The sequence below is a fragment of the Pseudoalteromonas sp. AS71 genome, from assembly GCF_038900275.1.
Lineage (GTDB): Bacteria > Pseudomonadota > Gammaproteobacteria > Enterobacterales > Alteromonadaceae > Pseudoalteromonas.
In genome coordinates this window covers 26,651-53,439 of the sequence record NZ_JBBMQZ010000027.1, presented here as the reverse complement: position 1 = coordinate 53,439, position 26,789 = coordinate 26,651, and the positions used below count along the sequence as shown (strand labels likewise).

Genomic DNA, 26,789 nt, shown 5'->3' with positions numbered 1-26,789 from the left:
AAGTAGCCTCTATTGTTATTTTTTAACAGGTCGTTTCCAGCCAGTTAAATTACGCTGCTTAGAGCGTGCGATTGCTAGTTGATCATCTTCAACAGTACTGGTGATCACAGAGCCTGCACCAATTGTTGCAGTTGCACCTATATTTACTGGTGCAACGAGTGATGAATTAGAGCCAATAAAGGCATTATCGCCAATAATAGTTTTTGCTTTATTAACACCATCGTAGTTACAGGTAATAGTGCCAGCGCCAATATTCACTTTTTCGCCAATTTCAGCATCACCTAAATAACTTAAGTGGTTGGCTTTAGAGCCTTTACCTAATCGGGTTTTTTTCATCTCTACAAAGTTACCAATGTGCGAGTCTTCTTCCATTACAGCGCCAGGGCGAAGGCGAGCATAAGGACCCAGCGTACATTTATCAGCAACTGTGGCATCTTCAATCAGTGTATTAGCTTTAATGACAACGTTATCGCCAATACTACAATTTTTAAGTACGCAGTTAGGGCCAATTTGTACATTGTTACCAAGCGTGACTGTGCCTTCAAAAATAACGTTTACATCGATAAGTACATCTTCTCCGGTGGTAACTGTTCCTCGCACATCAATACGCGCAGGGTCAGCAAGTGTTGCGCCATTTAACATTAACTCTTCTGCTTGCCATGCTTGATAAGCACGCTCTAAGCCTGCAAGTTGTACGCGGTTGTTTGCGCCTTCAACTTCCATTGCATGGTCTGGCTGAGCTGAAGTGATCTCTACACCTTCACGGTGAGCCATAGCAACAATATCTGTAAGGTAGTATTCGCCTTGTGCATTGTTGTTAGATAGATTGCCTAACCATGTTTTTAAAAGCTTACCGTTAACCGCCATAATGCCGGTGTTTACTTCGCTAATAAGTAACTGCTCTGCACTTGCATCTTTTTGCTCAACAATACCAACAAGCTTGCCATTTTCACGCAGCATACGTCCGTAACCATTTGGGTTAACCAAATTAACTGTTAATACCGCTAAACCATTTTTAGGTGTTGTAGCTAATAAGCGCTCAAGCGTTGATTGCTTTGTAAGTGGTACATCGCCGTATAAAACAAGTACGGTGTCGTCGTCATTAATGTGTGGGTTAGCTTGAGCTACTGCGTGGCCAGTACCAAGTTGTTCTGCTTGGAGTACCCAATTTACATCGTTATCGGCAAGTTGTTTTTGTAATAGTTCGCCGCCGTGTCCGTAAACTAAGTTTGTAGTTGTTGCACCTAATGCCATCGCATTATCAATGACATGCTGCACCATTGGTTTACCTGCAACGTTGTGCAGAACTTTAGGTAGAGCAGAGCGCATACGAGTACCTTTACCCGCAGCAAGAATAACTGTTGTTAGAGCCATTAAAACAATTTCCTTTTTTCGTTGTTTTAGCTAAATAAGTTTTATGTTTGATCAGAAGATTACGTAAATCACTTCTTGTGCAAATACTCAGTAGGTTAGTTTATTAGTACTGAATCTTGACTGAAAAACACACTTAATTGAATGGCGTTATTGTAGCGAGGATTGGTTAAGGATATAAGTGTAAATGTGTAGATAACAATCTGATAAACCCATTATTTAGCATTTATAAAAAACGGCTATTAAATATCTAAATTATAGACACAAAAAAGCCCACTCAAAGTGGGCTTTTAAAAACCGGATAGGCTTACTTGTGACGTAATTGCTGAATTACGCGTAACTGAGCAACTGCTTCTGCCAGTCGCGTAGCCGCTTGCTGATAATCAAACTCAACAGCTGACGAATTCGCCATATGTTCTTCAGCTTCACGTTTAGCTTTTTGTACAGAATCTTCATCTAAATCTTCACCACGAACCGCAGTATCTGCAAGAATCGTGATGTGATTTGGTTGAACTTCTAATGTACCGCCAGCAACATATATCACATCTTCGTGACCAAATTGCTTAACTAAACGTACCATACCAGGTTTAAGGGCAGTTAGTAGTGGAGCATGGCCTAGGTTTACACCCAGCTCGCCTTCACTACCAGATACTTGAATCGATTCAACAAGACCAGAGAACAAGCTCTGCTCAGCGCTTACTACGTCAAGATGTACAGTCATAGCTGTCATACTACCCTCCTAGTTACATGCCTTTGGCTTTTTCTTGAGCTTCTTCGATAGAGCCAACCATGTAGAACGCTTGCTCTGGAAGGTCATCAAACTCGCCGTTTAAAATGCCTTTAAAGCCAGCAATTGTATCTTTTAGTGATACGTATTTACCAGACGCGCCTGTAAACACCTCTGCCACGAAGAATGGCTGAGATAGGAAACGTTGGATTTTACGTGCACGAGATACAAGTTGCTTATCTTCGTCAGAAAGCTCGTCCATACCTAGGATTGCAATGATGTCTTTAAGTTCTTTATAACGCTGAAGAACTGTTTGAACGCCACGTGCAATACCATAGTGCTCTTCACCAATTACTTGTGGATCAAGCTGACGTGAAGATGAATCAAGTGGGTCTACCGCTGGGTAAATACCAAGCGATGCGATATCACGTGAAAGTACTACTGTTGCGTCTAAGTGAGCAAAGGTAGTTGCTGGAGATGGATCTGTTAAATCATCCGCAGGTACGTATACCGCTTGGATTGAAGTAATTGAACCCGTCTTAGTAGAAGCGATACGCTCTTGAAGTACACCCATTTCTTCAGCAAGTGTAGGCTGGTAACCTACCGCTGATGGCATACGACCAAGTAGTGCAGATACTTCTGTACCAGCAAGTGTATAACGGTAGATGTTATCTACGAAGAAAAGTACATCGCGACCTTCGTCACGGAACTTTTCAGCCATAGTAAGACCAGTTAACGCTACGCGTAAACGGTTACCTGGAGGCTCGTTCATCTGACCGTATACAAGCGATACTTTATCAAGTACGTTTGAATCGTTCATCTCATGGTAGAAATCGTTACCCTCACGTGTACGCTCACCAACACCTGCGAATACTGAGTAGCCGCTGTGCTCGATTGCGATGTTACGGATAAGTTCCATCATGTTTACGGTTTTACCAACACCAGCACCACCGAATAAACCAACTTTACCACCTTTAGCAAACGGACATACAAGGTCGATAACCTTGATACCTGTTTCTAAAAGTTCAACTGAACTTGATTGCTCTTCGTAAGAAGGCGCTGCACGGTGAATAGACATACGGTCTTCTTCGCCGATTGGACCCGCTTCATCGATTGGCTCACCAAGTACGTTCATGATACGACCAAGTGTTGCAGTACCAACTGGAACTTGAATCGATTCACCTGTATTCATAACTAAAGCACTACGACGTAAACCATCAGTAGTACCCATAGCGATAGTACGCACTACACCGCCACCTAGCTGTTGTTGGACTTCTAAAGTCAAACCAGCTAAATCGCCATCTGTAACTCTTAGTGCGTGGTATACCGCTGGCACGCTATCTTGTGGAAATTCAATATCCACAACGGCGCCGATAATTTGGACGACCTTACCTAAACTCATGTCTATTCCTCTCGTTAATCTTTACCCGAAGCATTAAACTGCTGCTGAGCCAGAACAAATCTCACTAATTTCTTGTGTGATTGCTGCTTGGCGAGCCTTGTTATAAACAAGCTGTAGCTCATCCATAAGGTCACCTGCGTTATCAGTTGCAGCTTTCATTGCAACCATACGAGCAGCTTGTTCAGAGGCAGCATTTTCTACTACACCTTGGTATGCTTGAGACTCAATAAAGCGTACTAACAAAGACTCTAAAATAGCCTCTGGGTTTGGCTCGTATAAGTAATCCCATGTGTGAGCAGATACTTCTTCTTCAGCTTTTGGCAAAGGGAGTAACTGATCTATAATTGGCTCTTGCTTCATGGTATTAACGAACTTGTTATATACCAAGAATAAACGGTCTATTTTGCCTTCAGAAAATGCATCAAGCATTATTTTTACAGGACCAATAACATCTTGTACTGAAGGTTTATCTCCTAGGCCCGCTTTTTTAGCGAGTAGTTGACCACCAAAACGTTGGAAGAAACCAGCTGCTTTACTACCTAAAGTAGCAAATTCAGCATCAACACCTTTTTCTTTCCACGCTTTAACATCAAGTGCAACTTTCTTAAACTCGTTTGAGTTTAGACCGCCACACAGACCACGGTCTGTAGAGATAACAATATAACCAACTCGTTTTACTTCACGATCTTTTAAGAACGGGTGAGTAAAATCAAGATTTGCTTGAGCAACACGACCAATTACTTCACGTAATTTGTCAGCGTATGGACGGCTTGAAGCAACGCGTTCTTGCGCCCTTTTCATTTTAGACGCAGCAACCATTTCCATTGCGCTAGTGATCTTTTGAGTATTTTTAATACTCCCGATCTTGCTTTTAATCTCTTTTCCGCTGGCCATGACTCTCTCTCCGAATCAAGGTGTGCTTTAGTTTCCTAAAGCTCACCATTAATAACTAAATTACCAAGTTTGCGTAGACTTGAACTTCGTTAGAAGTTCTTTAAGCTGCGCTTCGATCTCGGCATTTAAGTTACCAGTTTCATTGATTTGAGCCACAAGCTCTGCGTATGTGCTACTTGCATAAGAAAGTAAAGCAGCTTCAAAGTCACCGATTTTCGAGATTTCGATGTCTTGAAGGAAGCCTTTTTCAGCAGCAAATAACGACAAAGACATATCAGCAACAGACATTGGCGCGTACTGTTTCTGCTTCATTAGCTCTGTTACACGCTCACCATGCTCAAGTTGAGCACGAGTTGCATCATCAAGGTCAGACGCGAACTGCGAGAACGCAGCTAATTCACGGTACTGAGCTAAGGCTAGACGGATACCGCCACCTAGTTTCTTAACGATTTTAGTTTGTGCAGCACCACCAACACGCGATACCGAGATACCAGCATTTACTGCCGGACGGATACCTGAGTTGAATAAGTCAGTTTCTAAGAAGATCTGACCATCGGTGATAGAGATAACGTTAGTCGGTACGAACGCAGAAACGTCGCCGCCTTGAGTTTCAATGATTGGCAATGCCGTCAATGAACCAGTTTTACCTTTTACTTCACCATTGGTGAACTTTTCAACGTAATCTGCGTTTACACGCGATGCACGCTCTAAAAGACGAGAGTGAAGGTAGAATACGTCACCTGGGTATGCTTCACGGCCTGGTGGACGCTTAAGTAGTAATGAAATTTGACGGTAAGCAACTGCTTGCTTAGACAAATCATCATATACGATTAATGCGTTTTCACCACGGTCACGGAAGTATTCACCCATAGTACAGCCCGCGAACGGTGCTAAGTACTGAAGTGCCGCAGATTCAGAAGCAGATGCAACAACTACGATAGTATTTGCTAGTGCACCATGCTCTTCTAATTTACGAACTACGTTTGCAATAGTAGACGCTTTTTGACCAATCGCAACGTACACACACTTAACGCCTGTGTCTTTTTGATTGATGATTGCATCGATTGCTAGTGCAGTTTTACCTGTTTGGCGATCCCCAATGATAAGCTCACGTTGACCACGACCAACTGGAATCATCGCATCAATAGATTTATAACCAGTTTGAACTGGCTCATCTACAGATTTACGCTCGATTACACCTGGTGCGATTTTTTCTACAGGTTCAAACCCGTCGTTATCTAGAGCGCCTTTACCATCGATTGGAGCACCTAGTGTGTTTACAACACGACCAAGTAGACCAGGACCAACAGGAACTTCTAAAATACGACCAGTAGTATATACTTTTACGCCTTCAGTAAGGTCAGCGTACGGACCCATTACTACTGCACCAATTGAGTCGCGCTCAAGGTTTAGTGCGATAGCATAACGGCTGCCAGGAAGCTCAATCATTTCACCTTGCATACAGTCAGCAAGACCGTGGATGCGGATGATACCGTCAGTAACAGATACAATAGTACCTTCGTTACGAGCTTCACTTACAACTTCGAACTTCTCAATACGTTGTTTGATCAGATCTGAAATTTCAGTGGAATTAAGTTGCATGCTCTTTTTCCCAATTACGATTGTAGTGTTGTAGCTAAGCGGCTTAATTTACCGCGAATAGTACCGTCGATTACAGTGTCGCCAGACCTAATAATAAGTCCGCCAACCACTGACGCGTCTTCACTACAATTCAGCTTAACTTTGCGTGCGAAACGTTTTTCAAGTGCCGCTACCAATGACTCTTGCTGCGCAGCAACAAGAGGAGTTGCAGAAATCACATCTACTTCGATTTCTTTATCGTATTCTGCTTTAAAATCAGCAAATAACTGTGCAACTTCAGGTAGAGCTATCAAACGTCCATTTTCAGCCATCACCTTAACTAGGTTCTGACCTTGTTCGTTGAGCTGCTCAGCACAAAGTTGAATAAATAATTCAGCTTGTGCAGTAGCTGTAGGCATACTCGCTAAAACAGATGATGCTTGCTCATTGCTGGCTACGTGGCCAGCAAAGAACAACATATCGTTCCAGCTTTCAAGAGTGCCTTTCTCAACGGCAAGTTCAAAAGCCGCTTTAGCGTATGGGCGAGCGATAGTAGTCAAATTAGACATGCTCATACCCTCCTAATTACAGCTCAGCGACAAGTTTTTCAACGATGTCACTATGTGCGGCTTGATTAATTTCACGCTCTAAAATACGTTCTGCACCAATCACTGCCAGCGTTGCTACTTGCTTACGTAGCTCTTCTGTTATGCGATTACGTTCAGACTCAACTTCAGAGTGCCCTTGAGCAATGATACTTTCACGCTCTTGCTGACCACGAAGTGTTTCTTCGTCAACAATTAGCACTGCACGCTTTTTAGCTTGATCAATGATATCAGCCGCTTGAGCTTTTGCATCTTTAAGCTGTTCAGCAGCTTTCTTTTGCGCAAGTTCTAAGTCTTTTTCGGCTCTATCAGAGGCAGCTAAACCATCTTCGATTTTTTTCTGGCGAGCTTCAATTGCACCGTTTAGTGGTGGCCATACGTATTTCATACAAAATAATACGAACACCGTAAACGCAATCAATTCACCGATAAGAGTGGCGTTTAAATTCACAACCGCTCCTCCTTAAATAGTAAGCTGTTCAAAAAATAAAATTAAAGTACGAACAACAATACCATAGCGATACCAACACCAATCATTGCTACAGCATCGATTAGACCAGCAAGAATAAACATCTTAACTTGTAGCGAAGGTGCAAGCTCAGGTTGACGCGCACATGCTTCAAGGAATTTACCGCCCATGTTACCAAAACCGATTGCTGTGCCGATTGCACCAAAACCGATTAGTAAAGCTACTGCGATGTATTTTAAGCCTGTTAATAATTCTAAAGCTTCCATTTATTTCTCCAAAGTTTCAATTGTAAAGTTAAAAGTAAAAGTAAAATTGTAAATCTAAAAATTAGTGATTATCTGAACTTGCCATGCTTAGGTATACAATCGTAAGCATCATGAATAAGAATGCTTGTAATGTAATAACTAGAATATGGAATACAGCCCAAACAAAGTGCAACGGTAGTTGCATAAAACCGATAGCGCCGATCAAGATGAAAATCAACTCGCCAGCATATAAGTTACCAAACAAACGTAGTGCTAATGAAAACGGTTTAGAAACGAGTGCAATCAGTTCAAGTAATAAGTTAAATGGTATCAAAATAATTTGAACAAACATGTTATTTGAGCTGAACGGATGAAGCGTTAACTCTTTAATAAACCCGCCAATACCTTTTATTTTGATTGAAAAACCAACCATTAGTATAAATACACCCAGCGCTAGCGCTGAAGTCATATTAATGTCAGTCGTTGGTACAATTTTCATGTACACATCGTGTGAATCCATGCCAAATGCAGTCTCACCAACGAAACCTGCAAATGCTGGAAGGAAATCAACTGGTATTAAATCCATTAAGTTCATTAAGAACACCCAAACGAAAATCGTTAAGGCTAATGGTGCAATAAGTTTGCTTTTACCATGGAAAGTATCGCGTACGTTGTCACCAACAAATTCTACGATTATTTCAATAAAACACTGAAATTTTCCAGGTACACCTAGTGTTGATTTTTTAGCGGCACTACGAAAGATCCATAAAAATATAAGACCTAAACCGATAGACCATGCAAGGGTATCTATATGCCATGTCCAGAATCCACTGTCCGTACATGCTTTATTGAAGGCGAGACCTGTATCGGTCGAACACATCTTAGCATTGGTCAAATGGTGCTGGATATGGCCAGATAGAGTAACTTCTTCTGCTGCCATGTTATATCCCAAAAGTTAATGTTTAAAAAAAACGGGTGCGAACAATCCAGTAAAGAGCGCCAGTATATAAGTACTAAAAAAGGGTAATAAAATTACCGGAAAATGCTTCAGTACTAGCGCAAACAATACAATTGTTAGCATAAACTTTAATCCGTTGCCGCGTTTCAACGAGGCATACGCTTGATTTGCTCGACTTGCACCCATATATCTGAATGCATAGAGTGCAAATACAAAGTGCGGAAGTACTGCTACAGCTCCACCAGCGAGTGATGAAAACGCGGCATTGACCCCCGAACTAAAAAAAATAATTACAGCAGCAACTAATGCTACAACACCCTGAAGGCAAATTAACTTTAATACGGCAAGTCGATATGGACTCGCTAACTTATCAGTCACGTTTAGTTAACCTTTATTGCGTTCTAATTGTTAGGGTGTGAAAACTGGCGAAATTATACTTAATCCTGCCAGTTTTGCAACTTGAGTAGATGCTTTGTAACACGAAATAGCTACAAATGTCCCTTTTTAGACATGTAGAAAACTAATGGTGGGTATTGTCGTGATTGATACGATTTAAAATGCCGTCAAGTTCATCTAGGTTAGTATACGAAATAACCAGTTTACCTTTGCCTTTTTTATTGTAGTTAATCTCTACTTTAGCACCTAGGTTTTCAGCGAGTTGTTGTTCTAACTGCTTAACATCTGGATCTTTTTCGGTTATTTCTTTGGCAGGTATAGGTTCTAAAATTGAACGTACGAGCTTTTCAGTTTCTCGAACTGTTAATGCTTTAGCGACAGCTAAACGAGCAGCATCTGACTGCGCTTCACCTTCAAGAGCCAAAAGACAACGAGCATGGCCCATTTCAATATCGCCATGCTCTAACAGAATTTTTACATCGCTATTTAGATTATTTAAACGAAGTAAGTTAGTTACTGTGGTACGTGATTTGCCCACCGCATCAGCTACTTGTTGATGTGTTAATTCAAATTCTATTAGTAAACGGTTAAGTGCAACTGCTTCTTCCATAGCATTTAAATCTTCACGCTGAATATTTTCTATCAGTGCGATTGCAACAGCCGCTTCATCAGGTACATCTTTAATAATACAAGGTACTGTTTCAAGCTTAGCTATTTGCGCTGCGCGCCAACGACGTTCACCAGCAATAATTTCAAAGCTATTATGTGCAATAGGGCGCACAACAATAGGTTGAATAATACCTTGTGAGCGAATAGAACTAGCAAGCTCTTCTAGCGCCTCTTCAGACATGTCTTTACGAGGTTGGTATTTACCAGAGTGTAAAAACTCTATTGGAAGTTTTTGTAATTCACTGTTATTTGGCCCAGCTGCATTTTTTACAGCTTCAGTCACGTTTGATGTGTCTTGTTCCTTGCTTGCGCTCGGTGCAGGCTTTGACGAACTTAAAAGTGCATCGAGTCCTCGGCCTAAACCTCGTTTTTTAGCAGACATGTTATTTTTTTACCTCAAAGTTAGGCGACAACGGACGCTGTTTTTTCTTTTCTGCGTAACATTTCACCAGCGAGTGCTAAATAAGCTTTAGCGCCACTTGATGCCCGGTCATAGTACATAGCAGGAGTACCAAAACTAGGTGCTTCAGCTAAACGAACATTACGCGGGATCACCGTACGGTATACTTTATCGCCAAAATGTTGTTTTAATTGTTCTGATACATCATTTGCCAAACGGTTACGCGGGTCGTACATAGTACGAAGTATGCCTTCAATTTGTAAGCTAGGATTCACTAACTTAGCAAGCTGCGTAATCGTATCCATTAATGCAGTTAACCCTTCAAGTGCATAATACTCACACTGCATTGGCACTAAAATAGAATCAGCAGCGGCCATTGCATTAACAGTTAACATATTTAGAGAGGGTGGACAGTCGATAAAAATAAATTCGTACTGGTCCTGAATTTTTTCAAGTGCGTTACGTAAACGCACTTCACGGGCAAACAATTCCATCAATTTAACTTCTGCAGCGGTTACATCACCGTTTGCAGCAATCATATGGTATTCACCAGACGTTTCTTTGATGATAACGTCTTCTATAGGTTTATCTTCAATAAGTAAGTCGTAAATAGTTGGCACGTCGCCATACTTATCCACGCCACTCCCCATAGTCGCATTACCTTGCGGATCGAGATCAATTAACAGCACTTTACGTTTCGTTGCAGCCATAGACGCAGCGAGGTTAACAGCGGTTGTAGTTTTACCCACTCCACCTTTTTGATTTGCTAATGCGATGACTTTTGCCACGGTGTCTCTGATCCCTAGTCTTTAGAAAGAATAATTAAATGTCGTTGTGCATCTAACTTAGGTACTTCTAATGCAATTTTTTGCTCAAACTTAACGCCTGCAGGCAGTGACTCTAGCTCTTCGCTAGGGAACACGCCTTTAAGTGCTATAAATTTACCCGAATGATCGATTAAGTGCGAACACCAGTCAACCATATCTTGTAATGAAGCAAATGCACGACTTAGTACGCCGTCTAATTTAACACTTGATTGATATTCTTCAACTCTTGACTGAACCGGGGTTACATTATCAAGACCAAGCTCATGTTTAACATGCATTAAAAATCGTACACGTTTACCTAAGCTATCTAATAACACAAAATGTGTATTAGGTAATGCAATTGCTAATACGATACCCGGTAATCCAGGACCCGTTCCAACATCAATATAATGATGACCGGGTAAGTGAGGCGCAACAACTAAGCTATCCATAATATGCTTAATCATCATTTCTTCAGGTAAGCGTACTGAGGTTAAGTTATAAGCCTTATTCCACTTATTCAATAACTCGACGTAACGAACTAGCTGTTGCTGTTGTTTTTCTGTTAGCGCAATATCAGTTTGCGCTAACAATGTAGTTAATTGTTGCTGTAACACTATGTACCCTTACCGTTACGCGGATTTGCGTAATAAGCCTTGCTTCTTCAGATACACTAATAATAGCGAAATCGCTGCTGGGGTGATACCAGAAATACGCGATGCTTGACCAATAGTGTCAGGACGCGACTCAATAAGCTTGGCAACTACCTCATTTGACAAACCAGATACGGTTTTATAATCAAACTCTTTTGGTAAAATTGTTTGCTCATGACGAAGCTGTTTGTTGATCTCATCTTGTTGACGCGCAATGTAACCTGCGTACTTAGTATGGATCTCAACTTGTTCAAGTGCCGCTTTGTTTGTAAATTCAGATCCTAACCCTTCTATAGCCATAAGATCGTTATAACGAATCTCTGGGCGACGAAGTAATTCTTCTAAACTTGCTTCACGTGTAAGCGGTGTTTTCAGTAATGCATTTACTTGATCTACAACGGCGTGATCTTTATGAATCCACGTATCTTTAATGCGTTGCTTCTCTTTTTCGATGATTTCCATTTTTTCGTTAAATGCCTGCCAGCGTTCGTCATTTACTAAACCTAGCTCACGGCCTTTTTCAGTTAAACGAATATCAGCGTTATCTTCACGAAGTAATAAACGGTATTCGGCACGACTGGTAAACATGCGGTATGGTTCTTTTGTACCCAATGTTGCTAAGTCGTCGATTAATACACCCACGTAAGCTTCATCACGACGTGGTGTCCAAGAATCTTTGCCTTGCACTTTTAGTGCAGCATTCATGCCTGCAATTAAGCCTTGTGCACCTGCTTCTTCATAGCCAGTAGTACCATTAATTTGACCCGCAAAAAATAAACCTTCAATAAATTTAGTTTCTAAAGATTGTTTTAAATCACGTGGATCAAAGTAATCATATTCAATTGCGTAGCCAGGTCGACAAATATGTGCATTTTCAAAACCTGTAATCGATTGCACAATCTCAAGTTGTACATCAAACGGTAAACTAGTCGAAATACCATTTGGGTATAATTCGTATGATGTTAAACCTTCAGGCTCAACAAATATTTGATGTTTATCTTTATCTGCAAAACGAACAATTTTATCTTCAATTGAAGGGCAATAACGTGGACCAATACCTTCAATAACACCTGAGTACATAGGTGAGCGATGTAAGTTTTTGCGAATAACATCATGTGTTTTTTCGTTTGTGTAAGTTATGTAACACGGTATCTGTTGTGGGTGATCAGATTGTTTACCCATAAACGAAAACACAGGTGTTGGCGTATCACCAGGCTGTGCTTCCATTTTTGTAAAATCAACAGTACGTGCATCAATACGTGGTGGCGTACCTGTTTTTAAACGATCAACTCTAAATGGATGTTCACGTAAGCGATCAGCTAAAGCGATTGAAGGGGGATCGCCTGCACGACCGCCTTTATAATTTTCTAAACCAATATGAATTAAGCCGCCTAAAAAAGTACCCACGGTTAAAACAACACTTGGTGCACTAAAACGTAAACCCATTTGAGTTACTACGCCAGTAACACGATCGTTTTCAACAATAAGATCATCACATGATTGTTGAAAAATCTTAAGGTTATCTTGGTTTTGTAATGTTGTTTGAATAGCCGCTTTGTACAAAGCGCGATCTGCTTGTGCTCGTGTAGCACGAACAGCAGGTCCTTTTGAAGAATTTAGTGTACGAAATTGGATCCCGCCTTTATCAATGGCCTGTGCCATTGCACCACCAAGTGCGTCGATCTCTTTTACCAAATGACCTTTGCCAATCCCACCAATTGCTGGGTTGCAAGACATTTGACCAAGGGTATCCATATTGTGAGTCAGTAGCAGGGTATTCATCCCCATGCGGGCAGCTGCTAATGCGGCTTCAGTGCCAGCATGTCCACCACCTACTACGATAACGTCAAAATTTTCGTGAAAAATCATTAATGGGATCCTACTTAAATCAAACCGGTAAACTTCAAAAGGGAGCGTATTCTACCTAGAAATTGGCAGAAGATAAATGATTAAACAAAGGGCAAGATCTAAGTATGTGATCTCTAATAATATAAAGGATCTTTTAAAGAGATCTTTTATTACTATTACTACTACTGATCGACTTTTCTGTTGATAAGGTTTAGATCTTCATTTAAAACATGAAATTAGATCAGATCTAAAGGTGTTAATATGATCGGATCATCCAGCAAATAAGCTCTGATCAAAAAGGCACTTTATGCACAGGGTTGAATCAGTTGGATCTTATCCAATGGATAAGCATGCTTTAAAACGCAGTTTATTCAATCTTTATCCACAAAACCTATTAAATTATTAGTAAATTGTGGGTAACTTTATATATAACTTTTTACTTGATCTATCTATTTTATGCCTGTTTGAGTTATCCAAGAGTCTAACCATGTTAATGCAGTGTCTTCTGGTAGTGCTTCATCGAGAATATTAAGCTCTAAACGTTCAGCTACTTTTATAGCGCCTTTTTGAGTTAATAAGGCATCTATATTACGTCCTGCTAGGTTATAAGTATCATAACTAGTGTCGCCTAAAGCGATTACAGAATATTTTAATTCAGATAAATCATCTGCTTGAGCTACATCTTCAACAAAACTAATAAGATTTTCAGGGTAATCACCTGCACCATAAGTTGATGTGCAGATTAACCAAATAGTATTTTGCTGATCAATATCGCTAAATTCAGGTTGATCATGCAGTTGCGTAGTAATACCAAGGTTATTAAGCGCGTCGCTTAATTGCTCTGCAACATACTCGGCCGATCCCATTTGGCTGCCGACAATAAGATTTACTGAACTCATGAATATTAGTGATCACATTGGTTTTAATTACCGCCTATGATAACTGAGTGAGGATAACAGTAAAGTTAAGAGTGCTTTTTTGTATAACTATTTTTGCGGTAATTTTACACTCAATCAAAATTGTCTCTTTAAGTTATTGATAATGCGATGTTTAACAAATTATCTTTAAATGTAATCTTCTGATCAAGTTGTTGATAACAGTGGGGAAAGCTCTGCTTAAAGTGTTTTTTTAGGTTGTTTTATATTCGCTAAGTTATTGATATTACTTGTCAGTAAAAAATTAAATTGTAAATATCCCAATTAAAAATACTTGTTGATCATAATGTGGATATAAAGCCTGTTGATAACCTTAAATTTAGATCGAAAATAATTTTTAAAAATGATCTAATAAAGCAGATCTAATGAAATTAATTAAAAATAAGTTCATAAATAGATAAATTTCAATTGATCATGAGGTTTTTGCGGCTGATTTACCTAGTTTTGGTATTTATCTGAGTTGAAAATTAGATATTGTGGATAAGTGATCTCGGTATTTTTAATTTTATGCGAATTTAGAGCTGCTATTTTTATTAATTTTGCTGGTGGAGTTAGCAGATCAAAAGTTTTGAATACTTAACAGTTGAGTTATTTTATTTAAAAATCACAGTGATTATCAAATTATAGATTGTCAAAAGTAAGCTTTTTAGAGTACTAATCAGTGTTTTTTAGCTCTTTAATTGAGCGAATAACATCATTTTTTGCGTGTATGAGATGTGTTTTAGTGCATTTTTGTGAGCTAAAGTAAGTATAAGAAAGCCATTTATAACTACTTTTTGTACGACATATAACGCTATTAAAGCGTGCGCTTGTTTAAAAATGTAACGATTTTAACCTAATAATAGGTGTGATTTGTGCTATTAACTCCTCAATAAGCACTCTCATTATTGTCTACTCTATATAATCAGAGCTCTCTGGCACGTAATAAAGATAGTTTTGGATATGATTTTATTGGCAGTAATTTGCAGGCATCAGGTGTATAAATACATATTTTAAAATGAAATATTTTACATAAAAAAAGAGCACCTAAGTGCTCTTATAATAAAAATATATCTGTAATAGTGTGTTTATTTACCAATACAAAACGAGCTAAATATTTTGCCAAGTAAGTCGTCTGAGGTAAATTCACCAGTTATTTCGTTTAAATACTGCTGTGTTAAACGCAGTTCTTCAGCGAGTATTTCACCAGCAATGTGCATTTCTAACTGTGTTTTACCCGTTTCTAAATGATACGCAGCACTCTCTAGTGCATCTAAATGACGGCGACGGGCCATAAAGCCACCTTCTGTTGCGCCTTGGAAGCCTATACAAGCTTTTAAATGCTCGCGAACGAGTTCAATGCCGTCAGCATTTTTAGCACTTAAGCTAATGACCGGGTATTGTTGCTCTTGCTCCATTCCTACTATGTCGCCCGATAAATCAGCTTTATTTCTGATGACCGTAACCCCCATACCTTCTGGTAATTTTGCCATAAATTCAGGCCAAATTTTGTGCGGGTCTGTATCTATAGTATCAGTGCCATCAAGCATAAATAAAACGCGATCGGCTTGGTTTATTTCATCCCACGCACGCTCAATACCTATTTGCTCTACTCTGTCTGGGCTTTCGCGTAGGCCTGCTGTATCTATAATATGCAGTGGCATACCATCTATATGTATATGCTCTCGTAGTACGTCCCGAGTGGTACCGGCTATTTCTGTTACGATTGCGGCTTCACGACCGGCTAGAGCGTTAAGCAGGCTTGATTTACCCGCATTAGGGCGACCTGCAATAACAACACGCATGCCTTCGCGCATGATGCTGCCTTGCTTGGCTTGATTGGTTACAGTGTTAAGCTGAGTAATAATAGCGTCTAAGTCGCCTGACACTTTACCATCTGATAAAAAATCAATTTCTTCATCAGGAAAATCTATTGCCGCTTCTACATACATACGTAAGTGAATTACTTTTTCTACGAGTGTTTCTATGTGCTTAGAAAATTCACCTTGGAGAGACTGTAGGGCGCTTTTAGCGGCTTGCTCGCTAGTGGCATTAATTAAGTCGGCGATGGCTTCTGCTTGTGTTAAATCAAGCTTGTCATTCATAAATGCACGTTCAGAAAACTCACCAGGCTTTGCTAAACGAACGCCCTCTATTTTACTAATTTCTTTAAGTAACATATCCAGCACTACAGGGCCGCCATGGCCTTGTAATTCAAGTACGTCTTCACCAGTGAATGAGTTTGGGCCTGCAAAGTAAATGGCAATACCTTGATCAAGTTGCTCGCCAGCAAGGCTTTTAAATGGCACATAATCGGCGTAGCGGACTTTAGGTATTTTACCTACTACTTTTTCGGCGACACTTTTAGCAAGGCTACCTGAAACGCGAATAATACCAACACCACCACGTCCAGGTGCTGTTGCTTGTGCTGCAATTGTATCTTGATTGATCATGCTATTAATTTACCAACGGTGAGTAACTTTATGCCCGTATTGTAACCTATCGATTTATTGGTAGCGAATAGCTGTGGTGAAAAACAGGCAATAAAAAAGGCGACCGAAGTCGCCTTTATATAAGTAATATACTCAAACCATCTTGATGTGGCTTGGGTATAGGCAATTAGCCTCTTACTTTAATTCCTTTCTTTTCCATGCCACGGTAGATGATTAACATCTGGACAATAGAAATAAGGTTAGACACTAACCAGTAAAGAACTAGACCAGATGGGAACCATAAGAAGAATACAGAGAAGATAACCGGCATAAAGGTCATCATTTTTTGCTGCATTGGATCAGTAACCGTCATAGGTTGTAGCTTTTGCGTCACAAACATACTCGCACCAAATAATATCGGTAATACGTAGTACGGGTCTTGTGCAGAAAGGTCAGTTAACCAAAAAATAAATTCAGCATGGCGAAGTTCAGTAGACTCTAAGAATACGTAGAACAAGGCTAAGAAAATTGGCATTTGTAGCAAAATAGGGAAACAGCCACCCATAGGGTTAACTTTTTCTTTTTTGTACATTTCCATAGTTGCTTGGCCGAACTTTTGACGGTCATCACCAAACTTTTCTTTAAGAGCTGCCATTTTAGGCTGTAGGGCACGCATTTTTGCCATTGAAGTGTATTGCGCTTTAGTTAGCGGGTACATTAACGATTTTACGATAATAGTGATGGCAATAATTGCTACACCCCAGTTACCTAAAATGCTGTGTAACCATTTTAGCAATACAAATAAAGGTTGCGAAATAAACCATAACCAACCGTAATCTACAGTTAAGTCTAGGTCTGGGTGAATCGCTTCAAGAATATCTGATTCTTTCGGGCCCATATAATAAGTAGCAGTTAGTGTTTGCTCACTACCTGCTTGAATATTAACAGCAGGGTCTTTAGCACCAATAATAGCGGCATTACTTTTCGTAATTAAGCTATAAATAGTATTTGATTGATCCTGCATTGGAACCCAAGCACTTACAAAGTAATGCTGTATAAATGCAACGTAGCCACCTTGTGTGCTTTTATTTAGGTTTTTATCAGCCATATCAGAAAAACTATACTTTTCGTAAGGTTCTTCATCAGTACCGTATGCAGCACCTAAATAGTTTTGATCAACCATGCTGCCTTTTTCTTGTACAGTACGCTTAATTTGCGTGTATAGCTGAACTTGAAGAGGTGTGCTGGTGGTGTTGTTAATTTTGTATTCTAAGCCTACGTCATACTGACCTTTTTTGAATACATACGTTTTAGTAAAATTAACACCATTACTATCAGTAAACTGAAGTGGAACGCGAAGCACATCACCCGTTAAGGTATATGACTTTTGTTCGGTACTATAAGTAGGGCGACCATTCGCTGATCCGTCAGGGCCATTTAAACCAATTAAGCCACTTTGTGAAAAGTATTGTCTACCTTCAATAAGTTCACCAAGGAGCATAAAAGGCGTTTCACTGCCTTTTGTCTCTTCGTATTGAAGAAGGTCTGTTTCAACAATGTCACCGCCTTTGGTGTCAATTTTAACTTTAAAAACGTCAGTCGTAATTTCAATAACTGAACGCTTAGCTAAAGTTGCTGAAGCAGGTAACTCTGAATCTGACGATGAAGGAATATAATCATCCGACTCTGGTGAATTTGCTTGTAGTGTTTGTGTTGTGGCACTTGGATCGACTTTAGGCTTGTTGTAATCATTATCCCATTCTTGGAACAATAAAAACGACACTAGCATTAGGCCAATTAATAAAAACGTGCGTTGCGATTCCATAACAGCTCTTATTTCTCGTGTTGGTGGTTAATATGGGTTAATTTTTCAGGAACGGGGTCGTCTCCGCCTGAATGTAAAGGATGGCATTTTAGTATGCGTTTTAAAGCTAACCAACTACCTTTTATAAACCCATGCAAATTAATTGCTTGAATTGCATAACTAGAGCAGGTTGGATTAAAACGACAATGCGGACCTAACAGCGGGCTAATCCACTTTTGATAACCGCGGATAAATAACACTAAACAAAACTTCGGTAAAGCAACAAGTGGTTTAAGTAACCTCATGATGTTTATGCCCCTACTTAAGTTTAGTGAGATAGATATCATGTGTTTAAAGACTCAATTAGAAAATTTAAATGCATGATTAAAAGGTGAGCTAAAGATACATTAATTAACCCTGCAATTCTATTGCAATTAGGTTTGTTTATTAGATTTAGCTGATTTGTTTGGGCGTTTCTTAAAAGGTGGCGGTTTAGGTGCACCTGGTTTACAGCGTTCGTTAATTTTTCGCCATAATTTAGTAAGTTGTTTGGTTATTTCTTCATTAGACTGCTCATCAATACCATTTTTGACCATAAGCACAATATCAATATTATCGATGCTGTGTTGATTTAAACGAAAACTTTCGCGAGCGAGACGTTTAATACGGTTTCGTTGGCATGCCTTTTTTACACGTTTTTTAGCAACAGTAAGACCTAACCGAGGTTTTTCTTGGTCATTTGGTTTAGCTAATAGAGTAAAGAAAGGAGTTGCAGCCCGAGCGGGTTCATTAAATATGCGAGAGTAATGCGAGGGAGTTAACAGACGTAACTCCCTGCCAAAGCTAAAGTCTTCCACTTATAAATTAAGCAGAAAGAACTTTGCGGCCTTTAGCGCGGCGACGTGCTAATACTTTACGGCCATTTACAGTTGCCATGCGAGCACGGAAGCCGTGTGCACGTTTGCGTTTTAAAACGCTAGGTTGAAAAGTTCTTTTCATAACAATCTCATCCGATCGGTTAAAGTTAAAACATCCTATACAGGTCGCGATCCTGGCATAGGTGCCATTGCGAGCGCGAGATATTATAGTGTAAGTAATGTAAAGTCAATCATAATTACGTTAAGGGTATATAACCCATCTACTACTATATGAGAGATCATATAAGGCGATCTGTTAGGATCATCATAAATAAGAAGTTTTCCACAGCCCTTGTATAAAAAGTGAATAAAAGCGGGGGAAAAGTAAATTGGATCGTAAATTTGGTTCGCGATCTTGGTGTTATTTTGTTATGATCTCCTCTCAGGATCTAAAATAAAAACTGTTTTAAATCAGCTTGTTAATGATTTTATACATCGATATCAACAATTTTATAAAAATCAATCTTTTACTTGTGGATAAAGTGTCTTCATAATACGCGGTCTTGGGTCGCTTATTGGACCATTTGAACGCAATAAATGTATGATTTACAATCATTAATGATGTGCGGGAATAAAAATTATATCTCTGGGAGTTTAACTGTGTATCTGTCGGTTTGGCAAAGTTGTTTATATGTATTGCAAGATGAGTTGCCTTCGCAGCAATTCAGTATGTGGGTAAGACCGCTACAAGCAGAAAGTACCGAAGATACCTTGACGATTTATGCACCTAATCGCTTTGTGCTTGATTGGGTGAGAGAAAAGTACCTAAATAGAATTAACGAATTACTAGTAGAAATTTGTGGTGTTGAAGCACCAAAACTACGTTTTGATGTAGGTAGTAAACCTTTATTAAATGCACAAGCTGCACCGGTTATAGAAACTCAATCGGCACCAAGTGCACACGCTTCAGCAAAACAACAGCCTCGCGAGCAAAAGCCAGTTGTTGAACCTGCACCTAAGTCAGGTTACAAATCTAACATTAAAGAAAACTATACTTTTGATAGCTTTGTTGAAGGTAAATCAAACCAATTAGCAAAAGCTGCGGCCACACAGGTTGCCGACAATCCTGGCTCTGCTTTTAACCCTGTATTTATATACGGTGGCACTGGTTTAGGTAAAACTCACCTATTACATGCAGTAGGTAACGGCATTATGGCAAATAAGCCAGATGCTAAAATTGTTTACATGCATTCAGAACGCTTTGTTCAAGATATGGTAAAGGCACTTCAAAATAATGCGATAGAAGAATTTAAGCGTTATTACCGTAGTGTTGATGCATTGATGATTGATGATATTCAATTTTTTGCTAACAAAGAGCGTTCACAAGAAGAGTTTTTTCATACCTTTAATGCATTGCTTGAAGGCAACCAACAAATTATTTTAACCTCTGACCGTTATCCTAAAGAGATTGAAGGCGTTGAAGACAGGCTTAAATCACGTTTTGGTTGGGGATTAACAATCGCGATTGAGCCACCAGAGCTTGAAACGCGTGTTGCTATTTTGATGAAAAAAGCCCAGCAAAGTAAGATTAACTTACCACACGAAGTTGCCTTTTTTATTGCAAAAAAATTACGCTCGAATGTACGTGAATTAGAAGGTGCACTTAACCGTGTAATCGCTAATGCGAACTTTACGGGTCGTCCAATTTCTATCGACTTTGTAAAAGAAGCGCTACGCGATTTACTTGCCTTGCAAGATAAACTGGTTACCATAGACAATATTCAGCGCACTGTTGCTGAGTACTATCGAATTCGTATATCAGATCTGTTATCTAAGCGCCGCAGCCGCTCTATAGCGAGGCCGCGTCAAGTAGCTATGGCATTATCTAAAGAATTAACTAATCACAGCTTACCTGAGATTGGTGACGCATTTGGTGGACGCGATCATACGACCGTATTACATGCATGTCGTAAGATAAAATCACTACGTGACGAAAGCCACGAAATTAAAGAAGATTACCAAAATTTAATAAGAACATTGTCATCTTAGGGCTGACTTTATTATGCAAATAACAATATCAAGACAACAATTTTTAAAGCCATTGGTGCAAGTGTCTGGCGCAATAGAGCGCAAACACACGTTGCCAATTTTATCTAACGTATTGTTAGTGGTAGAAAACGGACAACTTTCAATGACGGGTACTGACCTTGAAATTGAACTAGTTTCTGGTGTATTTGTAGGTGATGATATTGCCGATACAAAACTAACGTTACCCGCTAAAAAGTTACTCGATATTTGTAAAAGTCTACCTGATGGTTCAGACATTACTTTAAGCTTGCAAGAGCATCAATTACTTTTAACTAGTGGTAAAAGCCGTTTTTCATTAACGACTTTGTCTGCTGATGATTTTCCTAATTTAGAAGAGTGGGATGGAGAGGTTGAATTTCAACTTACTCGCTTAGAGCTTCGTAAGTTACTCGAAAGCACGCATTTTTCAATGGCAAATCAAGACGTACGTTATTACTTAAATGGTATGTCGTTTGAAGTAGATAATACCGATATAAAAACAGTGGCGACAGATGGTCACCGTTTGGCTATAGCGCAAAAGCAATTAACGCAATCGCTTAATACGCAGCGCCAGCTAATTATACCTCGCAAAGGTGTGCAAGAAATTATGCGTCTTATGGTCGCTGACGACGAATTGGTAACAATTCAGTTTGGTGCCAACCATATTCGTATCATCGATCTTGAGTTTACATTTACAAGTAAACTAGTTGATGGGCGCTTTCCTGATTACCGTCGAGTATTACCACGCGGTGGGGATAAGGTAATTACAGCTAACCGTGAATGGTTACGAAATGCGTTTCAACGAGTGTCTATTTTATCTAATGAAAAGTTTCGTGGTGTACGCTTAAACTTATCAAACGGTTTATTAAAAATTACGGCTAACAACCCAGAGCAAGAACAAGCTGAAGAAGTTGTTGAAGTAAGTTACGAAGGTGCTGACCTAGAAATCGGGTTTAACGTGTCTTACGTATTAGACGTACTAAACACACTAAAAACAGAAGACGTACTATTTACATTAGCTGACTCAAATAGCAGTGCATTAATTGAAGGTGCAGGCGATGAAGAAGCAATGTATGTTGTTATGCCTATGCGTTTATAAGATTATAAATACATAATGAGCTTAAGTCATTTGAGCCTCAAATATTTTCGTAATATTGAGGCACTGACGCTAGAACCAGTCAATGGCGTTAATATAATTTATGGTGAAAATGGCAGCGGAAAAACCAGCCTTTTAGAGGCTATTTATTACCTTTCTCACGGCAAATCTTTTCGTACTCCAAAACACAAAAGTATTATCGCGCATCAGCATGAGCAGTTTGTAATTCACGGGCGCAAAACAATTCACGACTTATCTATTCCTATTGGCATTAGCAAAACTCAAACGGGTGAAACTAATTTAAAAATCCAAGGAAAAGCGAGCCGTAAAATATCCGAACTAGCTCAACTCATGCCAGTACAAATTATTACACCAGAGAGTTACTCCTTATTTTTTGGTGGGCCGAAAGAGCGTAGAAAGTTTTTAGATTTAGGTTTGTTCCACGTGGAACATGAGTTCTTTTTTTTGTGGCAATCGTTTAATAAAGTACTTAAACAGCGTAATGCATTGTTAAAAACTAAGCCTAAGAATTATTTTGACCAAATTAAGTTTTGGGACAAAGAATTTGTTAGACTGGCTGAAGAAATAAATAAATTAAGATTGGCGTATATAAGTAGGTTTAAGCAGCAGTTTTTTGATAAAATGTGTGCAGAATTAACGCTTGTACGTGATTTAGAAATGACCTTTAACGCAGGCTGGAAAGAGACCGAATCTCTTGCAGATGCGTTAGAGCAAAACTTTGAGCGAGATGCTCGCCAAGGGTTTACGAGTAAAGGCCCTCATAAGGCCGATTTTAGTTTTAGTGTCGCTGGCAACAGCGTGGAGAATACATTCTCACGCGGTCAATTGAAGCTATTATTGTATGCGTTAAAAGTTACGCAAAATAGCTTAATTGAGTCAGAGACAGATAAGCAATCTATATTGCTAATAGATGATCTACCTTCAGAGTTAGGCGAAGATACAAAAGAGAAAGTGGGACAATTACTTGCTCACTGCAGTTCTCAAATTTTTATCTCTTCAATTTTGTCTGAAAGTATTTCTGCTGTGGTGGAACCCATGCAACGAGAACTACAAATGTTCCACGTGAAACATGGCAACCTAATAACAAGATAAGTGGGATTAACCATGTCTGAGAATTATGACTCGTCGAGTATTAAAGTACTTAAAGGATTAGACGCAGTAAGAAAGCGTCCTGGAATGTATATTGGGGACACCGATGATGGCACAGGCTTACACCACATGGTGTTTGAGGTCGTTGATAACTCGATCGATGAAGCCTTAGCAGGTCATTGTGATGATATTTATGTAACGATTCACTTAGACGGTTCTGTCTCAGTACGAGATAACGGTCGTGGTATTCCAACTTCTATCCATGAAGAAGAAGGCGTATCAGCAGCCGAAGTTATTATGACGGTACTTCATGCCGGTGGTAAGTTTGATGATAACTCTTATAAAGTATCAGGTGGCTTACACGGTGTTGGTGTTTCTGTTGTAAATGCACTTTCAGAAAAGCTAAAACTTACAGTTCGCCGTGAAGGTAAACTTCATGAGCAGTTTTACACTATGGGCGTTCCAGATGCACCTCTAGCTGTTATTGGTGACTCTGAAACTACGGGCACTGAATTACGTTTTTGGCCAAGTGGTGAAACATTCACAAACTTAGATTTTCATTACGAAATTTTAGCTAAGCGTTTACGCGAGCTTTCATTCCTAAATTCAGGTGTGAGCATCATTTTAAATGATGAACGTGAAGAAAATAAATCTGATCACTTTAAATACGAAGGCGGTATTCAAGCTTTCGTTGAATACTTAAACCGTAATAAAACACCTATACATAAAGGTGTATTCCATTTTACTCACGAACGTGAAGAAGATGGTATTAGCGTTGAAGTATCAATGCAGTGGAATGATGCATACCAAGAAAACATTTACTGTTTCACAAATAATATTCCACAACGTGATGGTGGTACTCACTTAGCCGGTTTTAGATCAGCGCTAACACGTACACTTAATAACTACATGGAAAAAGAAGGCTTTAACAAAAAAGCTAAAACAACCAGTAATGCTACCGGTGATGATGCCCGTGAAGGCTTAACGGCTGTTGTTAGTGTAAAAGTTCCTGATCCTAAGTTCTCATCACAAACTAAAGACAAGCTAGTTTCAAGTGAAGTTAAGTCTGCAGTTGAACAAGCAATGGCTGAAAAATTCACTGAGTTTTTATTAGAAAACCCAACTGATGCTAAAATTGTTGTAGGTAAGATTATTGATGCCTCACGTGCTCGTGAAGCGGCGCGTAAAGCCCGTGAAATGACTCGTCGTAAAGGTGCAATGGACTTAGCTGGTTTACCAGGTAAGTTGGCTGATTGCCAAGAAAAAGATCCTGCCCAATCTGAACTATATATAGTGGAAGGGGACTCTGCTGGCGGATCAGCCAAGCAGGGACGTAACCGTAAAAACCAAGCTATTCTTCCACTTAAGGGTAAAATCTTAAACGTAGAAAAAGCACGTTTTGATAAAATGTTATCTTCACAAGAAGTAGCAACACTAATTACTGCATTAGGGTGTGGTATTGGTCGTGACGAATATAATCCTGAGAAATTACGCTATCACCGTATCATCATCATGACCGATGCGGACGTGGATGGTTCTCATATTCGTACGTTACTATTAACATTCTTCTATCGTCAAATGCCTGAAATTGTAGAACGCGGCTATATTTATATTGCTCAACCACCACTTTATAAAGTGAAAAAAGGTAAGCAAGAGCGTTATATTAAAGATGACCCTGCATTAGTTGAATACCTAACATCGCTAGCTCTTAATGGTGCTGCGTTGTATGCAAGTACAGATGCACCAGCTCTTGAAGGTGAAGCACTAGAAGAAATCGTTCACGATTATCAAAACACAGTTAAAGTAATTGAGCGTTTAAAACGTAAATACCCTAACACGGTAATGGAACGCTTAATCTATCAAACAGAGTTAAAAACGGATGACCTTTCTGACGAAGCGAAAGTAATTGCTTGGACAAAAGAGTTAGTTGATGACCTAGTTGAACGTGATGAAGATGCGACTATTTTCCATGCAGGTACAGAGCATGACACTGAGCGTAATATGTATTACCCGGTTGTGAATATTCGTCAGCACGGTGTTGATAAAGCGCACGTACTTCATTATGACTTTATTGCGTCACGTGACTACCAACGCATTGCTGTGACTGGTACTCATATCGCAAACATCCTTAGTGAAGGTGCATATATTCAACGTGGTGAGAAAACAAAACCTGTTGATAACTTTGTGGATGCTTTGGAATGGTTGATCACAGAATCTAAGCGTGGGATCTATATTCAACGCTATAAAGGACTAGGCGAAATGAACCCTAGCCAGCTGTGGGAAACAACAATGGATCCTAGTGCTCGTCGTATGTTGCAAGTAACTATTGAAGATGCTGTTGGCGCGGATCAATTATTTGCAACCTTAATGGGCGATCAAGTTGAGCCTCGTCGTGAGTTTATTGAAAATAACGCACTACGTGTAGTTAACCTAGACGTGTAAAAATATTACTTACATTGAAAAAGGAGCCTAATGGCTCCTTTTTTATTTTTTCAATTACACAAACTGCTTAAAACCTGAGTGTACACACGGTATACTAAGGGTAATTTTCACGCTACTTCTTAGATAGTTAAAAGCCAAATATGCAAAAATATGACGTAAAAACCTTTCAAGGTTTGATCCTGGCTTTACAGGATTATTGGGCGCAGCAAGGCTGTGTCATTATTCAACCACTTGATATGGAAGTGGGCGCCGGGACATTTCACCCGCAAACATTTTTAAAGTCTATTGGCCCAGAGCCAATGTCGAGCGCGTACGTTCAGCCTTGTCGTCGTCCTACGGATGGCCGCTATGGTGAAAACCCAAATCGCTTACAACACTACTACCAATTCCAAGTTGTTTTAAAGCCATCGCCAGATAACATCCAAGAGCTTTACTTAGGCTCTTTAGCGGCTATGGGTATCGATACGCTAACTCACGAAGTTCGCTTTGTAGAAGACAACTGGGAATCACCTACGTTAGGTGCGTGGGGCCTAGGTTGGGAAATTTGGTTAAACGGCATGGAAGTAACGCAGTTTACCTACTTTCAACAAGTTGGCGGTATTGAGTGTTCACCAGTAACAGGTGAGATTACTTACGGCCTAGAGCGTTTAGCAATGTACATTCAAGGCGTAGATAGTATTTATGACCTAGTATGGGCAGACGGTCCACTGGGGCGTGTAACCTACGGCGACGTGTTCCATCAAAATGAAGTAGAGCAGTCTACTTACAATTTTGAACACGCAAACGTAGAAGACTTATTTGCTCAGTTTGATAAATGTGAAGCAGAGAGCCAAAAGTTAATTGAAGCAAACTTACCACTACCGGCTTACGAGCAAGTAATGAAAGCATCGCATGCATTTAACTTGCTAGACGCGCGCCACGCAATATCGGTAACCGAACGTCAACGTTATATTTTACGCGTTCGTGCGTTATCAAAAGCGTGTGCACAAAGTTACTATGACAAACGCGAAGCGCTTGGTTTCCCGCTGTGTAAGGATAAGTAA

25 protein-coding genes are annotated in these 26,789 nt (G+C 39.7%); 5 read left to right on the top strand and 20 right to left on the bottom strand.

The window, feature by feature from the left end:
• Positions 1 to 15 precede the first annotated feature (15 nt).
• The 20 genes from glmU to rpmH all read right to left on the bottom strand — a co-directional run bounded on the left by glmU (position 16) and on the right by rpmH (position 19,173).
• Positions 16 to 1,374, bottom strand: a complete 1,359-nt coding sequence (gene glmU, locus WNY98_RS17855) for a bifunctional UDP-N-acetylglucosamine diphosphorylase/glucosamine-1-phosphate N-acetyltransferase GlmU (RefSeq protein ID WP_197186258.1) — start codon at positions 1,372 to 1,374, stop codon at positions 16 to 18.
• Positions 1,375 to 1,678: 304 nt separating this feature from the next.
• Positions 1,679 to 2,101 (bottom strand): F0F1 ATP synthase subunit epsilon, encoded by a 423-nt coding sequence (locus WNY98_RS17850; RefSeq protein WP_007377666.1) that lies wholly within the window; start codon positions 2,099 to 2,101, stop codon positions 1,679 to 1,681.
• Positions 2,102 to 2,114: 13 nt separating this feature from the next.
• Positions 2,115 to 3,500 carry a F0F1 ATP synthase subunit beta gene (gene atpD, locus WNY98_RS17845; protein WP_024599969.1) on the bottom strand — a complete coding sequence of 462 codons (1,386 nt, stop codon included), beginning with the start codon at positions 3,498 to 3,500 and terminating at the stop codon, positions 2,115 to 2,117.
• A gap of 33 nt (positions 3,501 to 3,533) precedes the next feature.
• Positions 3,534 to 4,394 (bottom strand): F0F1 ATP synthase subunit gamma, encoded by an 861-nt coding sequence (gene atpG, locus WNY98_RS17840; RefSeq protein ID WP_008172041.1) that lies wholly within the window; start codon positions 4,392 to 4,394, stop codon positions 3,534 to 3,536.
• A gap of 60 nt (positions 4,395 to 4,454) precedes the next feature.
• The gene (gene atpA / locus WNY98_RS17835) at positions 4,455 to 5,996 is read right to left on the bottom strand and encodes a F0F1 ATP synthase subunit alpha (protein ID WP_024599968.1); all 1,542 of its coding nucleotides are present in this window, start codon (positions 5,994 to 5,996) and stop codon (positions 4,455 to 4,457) included.
• Positions 5,997 to 6,010: 14 nt separating this feature from the next.
• A complete protein-coding gene (gene atpH / locus WNY98_RS17830) occupies positions 6,011 to 6,544 on the bottom strand; it encodes a F0F1 ATP synthase subunit delta (protein WP_024599967.1) in 534 nt (177 codons plus the stop codon).
• Positions 6,545 to 6,560: 16 nt separating this feature from the next.
• Positions 6,561 to 7,031, bottom strand: coding sequence for a F0F1 ATP synthase subunit B (gene atpF / locus WNY98_RS17825; RefSeq protein ID WP_004335264.1), 471 nt, complete (start codon positions 7,029 to 7,031; stop codon positions 6,561 to 6,563).
• 41 nt (positions 7,032 to 7,072) lie between these two features.
• Positions 7,073 to 7,315, bottom strand: coding sequence for a F0F1 ATP synthase subunit C (gene atpE / locus WNY98_RS17820; RefSeq protein WP_007585980.1), 243 nt, complete (start codon positions 7,313 to 7,315; stop codon positions 7,073 to 7,075).
• Between the two features lie 61 nt (positions 7,316 to 7,376).
• Positions 7,377 to 8,234: a F0F1 ATP synthase subunit A gene (gene atpB, locus WNY98_RS17815; protein ID WP_004335244.1), complete on the bottom strand. Its 858-nt coding sequence runs from the start codon at positions 8,232 to 8,234 to the stop codon at positions 7,377 to 7,379.
• Positions 8,235 to 8,249: 15 nt separating this feature from the next.
• On the bottom strand, positions 8,250 to 8,630 hold the full coding sequence (locus WNY98_RS17810) for an ATP synthase subunit I (RefSeq protein WP_024599965.1): 381 nt from the start codon (positions 8,628 to 8,630) through the stop codon (positions 8,250 to 8,252).
• Between the two features lie 142 nt (positions 8,631 to 8,772).
• A complete protein-coding gene (locus WNY98_RS17805) occupies positions 8,773 to 9,699 on the bottom strand; it encodes a ParB/RepB/Spo0J family partition protein (RefSeq protein WP_197186260.1) in 927 nt (308 codons plus the stop codon).
• 20 nt (positions 9,700 to 9,719) lie between these two features.
• Positions 9,720 to 10,505, bottom strand: a complete 786-nt coding sequence (locus WNY98_RS17800) for a ParA family protein (protein WP_004335235.1) — start codon at positions 10,503 to 10,505, stop codon at positions 9,720 to 9,722.
• Positions 10,506 to 10,519: 14 nt separating this feature from the next.
• Positions 10,520 to 11,140, bottom strand: a complete 621-nt coding sequence (rsmG, locus tag WNY98_RS17795; RefSeq protein WP_342878561.1) for a 16S rRNA (guanine(527)-N(7))-methyltransferase RsmG — start codon at positions 11,138 to 11,140, stop codon at positions 10,520 to 10,522.
• Positions 11,141 to 11,155: 15 nt separating this feature from the next.
• Positions 11,156 to 13,045 carry a tRNA uridine-5-carboxymethylaminomethyl(34) synthesis enzyme MnmG gene (gene mnmG, locus WNY98_RS17790; RefSeq protein WP_024599963.1) on the bottom strand — a complete coding sequence of 630 codons (1,890 nt, stop codon included), beginning with the start codon at positions 13,043 to 13,045 and terminating at the stop codon, positions 11,156 to 11,158.
• A gap of 428 nt (positions 13,046 to 13,473) precedes the next feature.
• On the bottom strand, positions 13,474 to 13,923 hold the full coding sequence (gene mioC / locus WNY98_RS17785; RefSeq protein ID WP_170072867.1) for an FMN-binding protein MioC: 450 nt from the start codon (positions 13,921 to 13,923) through the stop codon (positions 13,474 to 13,476).
• Between the two features lie 1,103 nt (positions 13,924 to 15,026).
• A complete protein-coding gene (gene mnmE, locus WNY98_RS17780; protein WP_007584209.1) occupies positions 15,027 to 16,391 on the bottom strand; it encodes a tRNA uridine-5-carboxymethylaminomethyl(34) synthesis GTPase MnmE in 1,365 nt (454 codons plus the stop codon).
• Positions 16,392 to 16,557: 166 nt separating this feature from the next.
• Entirely contained in the window at positions 16,558 to 18,195 is a 1,638-nt protein-coding gene (yidC, locus tag WNY98_RS17775; RefSeq protein WP_170072868.1) for a membrane protein insertase YidC, read from the bottom strand.
• An 8-nt stretch (positions 18,196 to 18,203) separates the two neighbouring features.
• Positions 18,204 to 18,479: a membrane protein insertion efficiency factor YidD gene (gene yidD / locus WNY98_RS17770; RefSeq protein WP_024599961.1), complete on the bottom strand. Its 276-nt coding sequence runs from the start codon at positions 18,477 to 18,479 to the stop codon at positions 18,204 to 18,206.
• A gap of 129 nt (positions 18,480 to 18,608) precedes the next feature.
• The gene (gene rnpA, locus WNY98_RS17765) at positions 18,609 to 19,031 is read right to left on the bottom strand and encodes a ribonuclease P protein component (protein WP_007584204.1); all 423 of its coding nucleotides are present in this window, start codon (positions 19,029 to 19,031) and stop codon (positions 18,609 to 18,611) included.
• A 7-nt stretch (positions 19,032 to 19,038) separates the two neighbouring features.
• Positions 19,039 to 19,173, bottom strand: coding sequence for a 50S ribosomal protein L34 (gene rpmH / locus WNY98_RS17760; protein ID WP_004335215.1), 135 nt, complete (start codon positions 19,171 to 19,173; stop codon positions 19,039 to 19,041).
• A gap of 518 nt (positions 19,174 to 19,691) precedes the next feature.
• Between rpmH and dnaA the strand changes: the two genes are divergently transcribed.
• The 5 genes from dnaA (at position 19,692) to glyQ (ending at position 26,789) form a co-directional block, all read left to right on the top strand.
• On the top strand, positions 19,692 to 21,080 hold the full coding sequence (dnaA, locus tag WNY98_RS17755; RefSeq protein ID WP_010555148.1) for a chromosomal replication initiator protein DnaA: 1,389 nt from the start codon (positions 19,692 to 19,694) through the stop codon (positions 21,078 to 21,080).
• Positions 21,081 to 21,093: 13 nt separating this feature from the next.
• Positions 21,094 to 22,197 carry a DNA polymerase III subunit beta gene (dnaN, locus tag WNY98_RS17750; protein ID WP_024599960.1) on the top strand — a complete coding sequence of 368 codons (1,104 nt, stop codon included), beginning with the start codon at positions 21,094 to 21,096 and terminating at the stop codon, positions 22,195 to 22,197.
• Positions 22,198 to 22,212: 15 nt separating this feature from the next.
• Positions 22,213 to 23,307: a DNA replication/repair protein RecF gene (gene recF, locus WNY98_RS17745; RefSeq protein WP_024604765.1), complete on the top strand. Its 1,095-nt coding sequence runs from the start codon at positions 22,213 to 22,215 to the stop codon at positions 23,305 to 23,307.
• A 12-nt stretch (positions 23,308 to 23,319) separates the two neighbouring features.
• A complete protein-coding gene (gyrB, locus tag WNY98_RS17740; protein ID WP_024599958.1) occupies positions 23,320 to 25,746 on the top strand; it encodes a DNA topoisomerase (ATP-hydrolyzing) subunit B in 2,427 nt (808 codons plus the stop codon).
• A 140-nt stretch (positions 25,747 to 25,886) separates the two neighbouring features.
• Positions 25,887 to 26,789, top strand: coding sequence for a glycine--tRNA ligase subunit alpha (glyQ, locus tag WNY98_RS17735; RefSeq protein ID WP_007377648.1), 903 nt, complete (start codon positions 25,887 to 25,889; stop codon positions 26,787 to 26,789).

Bases quoted from the DNA above. Each gene is read 5' to 3' on its own strand.
- glmU (WP_197186258.1), bottom strand. From the start codon at position 1,374: ATGGCTCTAACAACAGTTATTCTTGCTGCGGGTAAAGGTACTCGTATG.
- WNY98_RS17850 (WP_007377666.1), bottom strand. From the start codon at position 2,101: ATGACAGCTATGACTGTACATCTTGACGTAGTAAGCGCTGAGCAGAGC.
- atpD (WP_024599969.1), bottom strand. From the start codon at position 3,500: ATGAGTTTAGGTAAGGTCGTCCAAATTATCGGCGCCGTTGTGGATATT.
- atpG (WP_008172041.1), bottom strand. From the start codon at position 4,394: ATGGCCAGCGGAAAAGAGATTAAAAGCAAGATCGGGAGTATTAAAAAT.
- atpA (WP_024599968.1), bottom strand. From the start codon at position 5,996: ATGCAACTTAATTCCACTGAAATTTCAGATCTGATCAAACAACGTATT.
- atpH (WP_024599967.1), bottom strand. From the start codon at position 6,544: ATGTCTAATTTGACTACTATCGCTCGCCCATACGCTAAAGCGGCTTTT.
- atpE (WP_007585980.1), bottom strand. From the start codon at position 7,315: ATGGAAGCTTTAGAATTATTAACAGGCTTAAAATACATCGCAGTAGCT.
- atpB (WP_004335244.1), bottom strand. From the start codon at position 8,234: ATGGCAGCAGAAGAAGTTACTCTATCTGGCCATATCCAGCACCATTTG.
- WNY98_RS17805 (WP_197186260.1), bottom strand. From the start codon at position 9,699: ATGTCTGCTAAAAAACGAGGTTTAGGCCGAGGACTCGATGCACTTTTA.
- mnmG (WP_024599963.1), bottom strand. From the start codon at position 13,045: ATGATTTTTCACGAAAATTTTGACGTTATCGTAGTAGGTGGTGGACAT.
- mioC (WP_170072867.1), bottom strand. From the start codon at position 13,923: ATGAGTTCAGTAAATCTTATTGTCGGCAGCCAAATGGGATCGGCCGAG.
- mnmE (WP_007584209.1), bottom strand. From the start codon at position 16,391: ATGATCAATCAAGATACAATTGCAGCACAAGCAACAGCACCTGGACGT.
- yidC (WP_170072868.1), bottom strand. From the start codon at position 18,195: ATGGAATCGCAACGCACGTTTTTATTAATTGGCCTAATGCTAGTGTCG.
- yidD (WP_024599961.1), bottom strand. From the start codon at position 18,479: ATGAGGTTACTTAAACCACTTGTTGCTTTACCGAAGTTTTGTTTAGTG.
- rpmH (WP_004335215.1), bottom strand. From the start codon at position 19,173: ATGAAAAGAACTTTTCAACCTAGCGTTTTAAAACGCAAACGTGCACAC.
- dnaN (WP_024599960.1), top strand. From the start codon at position 21,094: ATGCAAATAACAATATCAAGACAACAATTTTTAAAGCCATTGGTGCAA.
- recF (WP_024604765.1), top strand. From the start codon at position 22,213: ATGAGCTTAAGTCATTTGAGCCTCAAATATTTTCGTAATATTGAGGCA.
- gyrB (WP_024599958.1), top strand. From the start codon at position 23,320: ATGTCTGAGAATTATGACTCGTCGAGTATTAAAGTACTTAAAGGATTA.
- glyQ (WP_007377648.1), top strand. From the start codon at position 25,887: ATGCAAAAATATGACGTAAAAACCTTTCAAGGTTTGATCCTGGCTTTA.